This is a genomic window from Mesorhizobium sp. M7A.F.Ca.US.006.04.2.1 (assembly GCF_004022915.1).
Lineage (GTDB): Bacteria > Pseudomonadota > Alphaproteobacteria > Rhizobiales > Rhizobiaceae > Mesorhizobium > Mesorhizobium ciceri.
Window position 1 is genome coordinate 1 of the sequence record NZ_RZQA01000642.1, and the last position, 3,789, is coordinate 3,789.

The window sequence follows — 3,789 nt, forward strand, 5'->3', positions numbered from 1 at the left end:
CAGGCCATACGCATGCCCGACGAGGAAGGCGCGATCGTCAGCTTGAGGGACGTCAGAGGCACCAAGCCAAAAATCCTGGCAACCCTGCGCGCGACAGGAAACTCCCTCAAACGGGACATTCGGGATCTTGCTCCACTGGAGCTCAATCCGGTGGCGGAAGTGGATCTCGCCAGTGCCAGGCATATTTCCCTGGCGCTCAGCGCCACGGCGGAAAACGTCCCGAGCGATGGCATCTGCGGCTCGCTTGGCTACAGTTTCTGGGCCATCAACAAAGTGCCGTGGCCCGGCGACACCAAGGATCCGACCGCGCCTCTGGCCGAACTGAAGCTTGGCCAAAGCTATGTCATCGACATGGAGAACCTGACGCCGCAATCCCATCCTATGCATCTGCACGGCATGAGCTTCAAGGTGCTGTCGTCCTCGACGCGCCAGGTTCAGCCTGTCATTTCCGACACCTATCTCATCCAGCCCAACGAGAAGGTTCAGCTCGGTTTCGTCGCCGATAATCCCGGCGACTGGCTGCTGCACTGCCACATCATCGAGCACCAGAAATCGGGAATGACGAGCTACGTCAGGGTGGTGTGAAGCCGCGTCAGCCTGCGCGTGGCGTCTGGACCGTCACTTGCGCAATTGAGCCTCGATCTCGTCGAGCACTTTGTCCTTGCCGATGCCGGTGAGGAAGGCGAGGCCCTTGATGACCGGCTTGGTCACCGAAGCGGAGATCGGGGTGGTTGCGACGATGAAGTCGACATTGTCGGCCAGTCCGGGCACTTCGGTGGCCTTTGCCTGCTGGGCATTGAAGGTGAGGCCGCGTTTCTTCATTTCCTCGGTGACGGCGACGTTGACCGCGGTCGAGGTGGCGATGCCCGTGCCGCAGGCGAAGAGAATGGTTTTCTGTCTGGACATCTCTGCTTCTCCTTGGTTATCAGCCGAGTACGGCTCGCACGTCTTCGAGGGTTCTGGCCGACCTCAAATCATCCAAGGCTTGCGGGTTCTGGATGGTGGCCATGACGGCCTGCAGCGCCTCAATCTGCTTGTCCTTGTCGTTGATGGCAAGCAGGAAAACGAAGCCGACCGGCAGCATCTCGTCGGGATCCTCCATGTTGGCGAAGGTCACTGGTTGCTTCAATGTGCCCATCGCGATGCCAGGCTTCAGCACATGCTCCGGATCGGTGTGCGGCACCGCGACATTGTCGGAGCGTTCCAGCGGCAGTCCGGTCGGGATGGTCAATTCGCGGCGCACGACCGCGTCGGCATAGGAGCTTTTGACATAGCCAAGTCTCTCCAGCCGGCCCGCCAGGATGCGGATGATCTCCTCATTGGTCGAGGCATCGGATCCGAGCACGATCGCGTCGGGATCCAGAAGCTGCATGAGGCCGTCGGACATTCTTTGCTCCGTCGATGAAATCGTGCGCCCCGAGGAGGGCGCACGATCGGGCTCCGTCGATGAAATCGGGCGCCCCGAGGAGGGCGTACGATCGGTTTGAAGGGTGGACCCTATCAGGTTCAGGCCGTCTCTTCGGCCGGCTCGTCTTCGGCGCCCGCGGCCCGCTCCCAGCCGAGCGGATTGCGGCGGTAGAGGACAAACAATGCCGCGATGACCACCGCGATCACGATGATGCCGACAAGTCCAAGCCCCTGGATCGCCTCGATGACCACGTAAGGCACCCACAGGAAGCCGTCGACCACCGAGGTGATCTGCAGCGCATCCGCCGGCAGCTTGAAGCCCGATGCGACGGCAGCACTTGTGAACAGCGGCGCCAGCGCGTTGGCGACGTAGAAGCCGATGGCCAGCGTCACCGTGCCGATCACCACCATGCGGAACACGTTGCCTTTGACCAGCGGCGCGGTCATGGCGACGATGAAGGGAATGACCGCAAGGTCGGCGAACAGGATGACGCGGTTGCCCGGCAGGATGATGGACAGGATGATCGCGATCGGCACCAGGATCAGCGACGACGAGATCGCGGCCGGATGGCCGATCAGGATCGCGGAATCGAGGCCAACAAGAAGCTCGCGATCGCCCGTGCGCTTGCGCACGAATGCCTGGGCTGCGTCGGAAACCGGCAGCAGGCCTTCCATCAGGATCTTGACCATGCGCGGCAGCAGCAGCATGACCGCGGCCAGCGTCATGCCGGTGCCCAGAACCTTGGCCAGCACCACGCTGAGATCACCCGCATTGTAGAAGGCGATCGCACCAAGCACGAGGCCGATAATGAGGCCCATCACGACAGGTTCGCCGAACACGCCGAACCTGCGCTCGATCGTATCGGTGTTGATGTTGATGCGGTTGATCCCGGGAATGCGGTCCATGATCCAGTTGAGCACAATGGCGATCGGCAGGATCTGCGCCGAGGCGAGATGCGGCACGGAAATGCCGGGTACCCCGTAGAACTGCTGTACCGCGCGCGCCGACCAGTCGGCGAACAGCAGCGAGAGTGCTGCGACAAGTGCTGCGACCGCGATGCCATAGGCCAGATTGTCGGTTGCGGCGACGACCAGCGAGCCGACAAAGGCGAAGTGCCAGAAATTCCAGACGTCGACATTGAGCGTGCGCGTCATGCGTGTCAGCAACAGCACGATGTTGACGAGGATGCCGACCGGAATGACCCAAAGGCCGACCGATGAGCCGAAGGCGATCGCGGCCGCGGAGGGCCAGCCGACATCGATGATGTCGCGATGGATGCCGGTGTTGGTGACGATGGCCTTGGCGACGTCGCCAATCGACGTGAACATGAGGCCAAGCACCAGATTGATGCCGATGAAGGCGACGCCGATGGTGACGGCGGCGCGAAAAGCCTTGCTGACCTTGGCGCCCAGAACCACGGCGATGACGAAAATGACAATTGGCAGCAGGATCGTCGGGCCAAGCGTATCGATGGCCCCTTTTAGGCCCGCGAGAACAGTATCCATTTTTCCTCCCCTGGAGCCGCGAGCCTTCGCTCGACGCCTCGCAATGATGCTCCATCCAGCCTTTGACGCCGTGGCGCAAAGACACTCCCCAATTTGCCCAGAGGCGAATGCTTCCCGACTGTCGCGTCGGTGAACATTTGCCTTTGTTGACAAACGAATGTTTTATTGGGGTTGTCCGCTGCAATGTCAATTGTTGGGCTTCGGCGAATCGAGCCCCGGCGGACGTGCCTTCCGAGACGATTTCGTGGGAAATTGCCGGTCGCGACCGGGTTTCGTTGGCAAATAGAACCCATTCCCTGCTATCCGACCCCAAATCACGAAGCTGTGGACATTCCTGCATGACCAACGTCGCCCTGACCGGGCTTGCCCGTGATCTCGCCAAGCGTGCCGCCGAGAACCGCCCGGTGCGCATCGGTGTCATCGGTTCGGGCGAAATGGGCACCGATCTGGTCACGCAGGGCATGCTGATGCCGGGCATTTCGGTCTGCGCCGTCTCGACGCGCCGCCCGCACACCGCGCGCGACGCTATCCGTATCGCCTATGGCGACGAAGCCATGGCGGTCGAAGCCGACACCGCCTCGAAAGTCACCGCGGCAATCGAGGCGGGAAAAATCGCCGTCACATCCAACGAGATGCTGGTCACCAATCCGCTGATCGACGTCGTCATCGACGCCACCGGCAAGCCGGGCGTCGCCGCCGATTTCGACCTCATGGCGATGGAGCACGGCAAGCATCTGGTGATGATGAACGTCGAGGCCGACGTCACCATCGGCTGCTATCTCAAGCAGCAGGCCGACCGGCTTGGCGTCGTCTATTCGGTGGGTGCGGGCGACGAGCCGTCGAGCTGCATGGAACTGATCGAGTTTGCGTCGGCGC

General features: G+C 61.8%; 4 protein-coding genes and 1 pseudogene. 2 read left to right on the forward strand and 3 right to left on the reverse strand.

Annotated elements, in window-relative coordinates; all coding sequences use genetic code 11:
- On the forward strand, positions 1-585 hold a 585-nt coding region (locus EN925_RS27090; RefSeq protein ID WP_164894415.1), incomplete at its 5' end, for a multicopper oxidase domain-containing protein.
- A 33-nt stretch (positions 586-618) separates the two neighbouring features.
- On the opposite strand, the gene EN925_RS27095 is transcribed toward EN925_RS27090, so the two are convergent.
- The 3 genes from EN925_RS27095 to EN925_RS27105 form a co-directional block, all read right to left on the reverse strand.
- Positions 619-906, reverse strand: a complete 288-nt coding sequence (locus EN925_RS27095) for a PTS sugar transporter subunit IIB (protein ID WP_023809203.1) — start codon at positions 904-906, stop codon at positions 619-621.
- A gap of 19 nt (positions 907-925) precedes the next feature.
- On the reverse strand, positions 926-1,387 hold the full coding sequence (locus tag EN925_RS27100) for a PTS sugar transporter subunit IIA (protein ID WP_127267974.1): 462 nt from the start codon (positions 1,385-1,387) through the stop codon (positions 926-928).
- Between the two features lie 119 nt (positions 1,388-1,506).
- A complete protein-coding gene (locus EN925_RS27105; protein WP_013530221.1) occupies positions 1,507-2,913 on the reverse strand; it encodes a PTS sugar transporter subunit IIC in 1,407 nt (468 codons plus the stop codon).
- A gap of 338 nt (positions 2,914-3,251) precedes the next feature.
- Here EN925_RS27105 and EN925_RS27110 point away from each other — a divergent pair.
- Positions 3,252-3,789 (forward strand): annotated as a pseudogene (locus EN925_RS27110) (homoserine dehydrogenase); the annotation flags it as partial.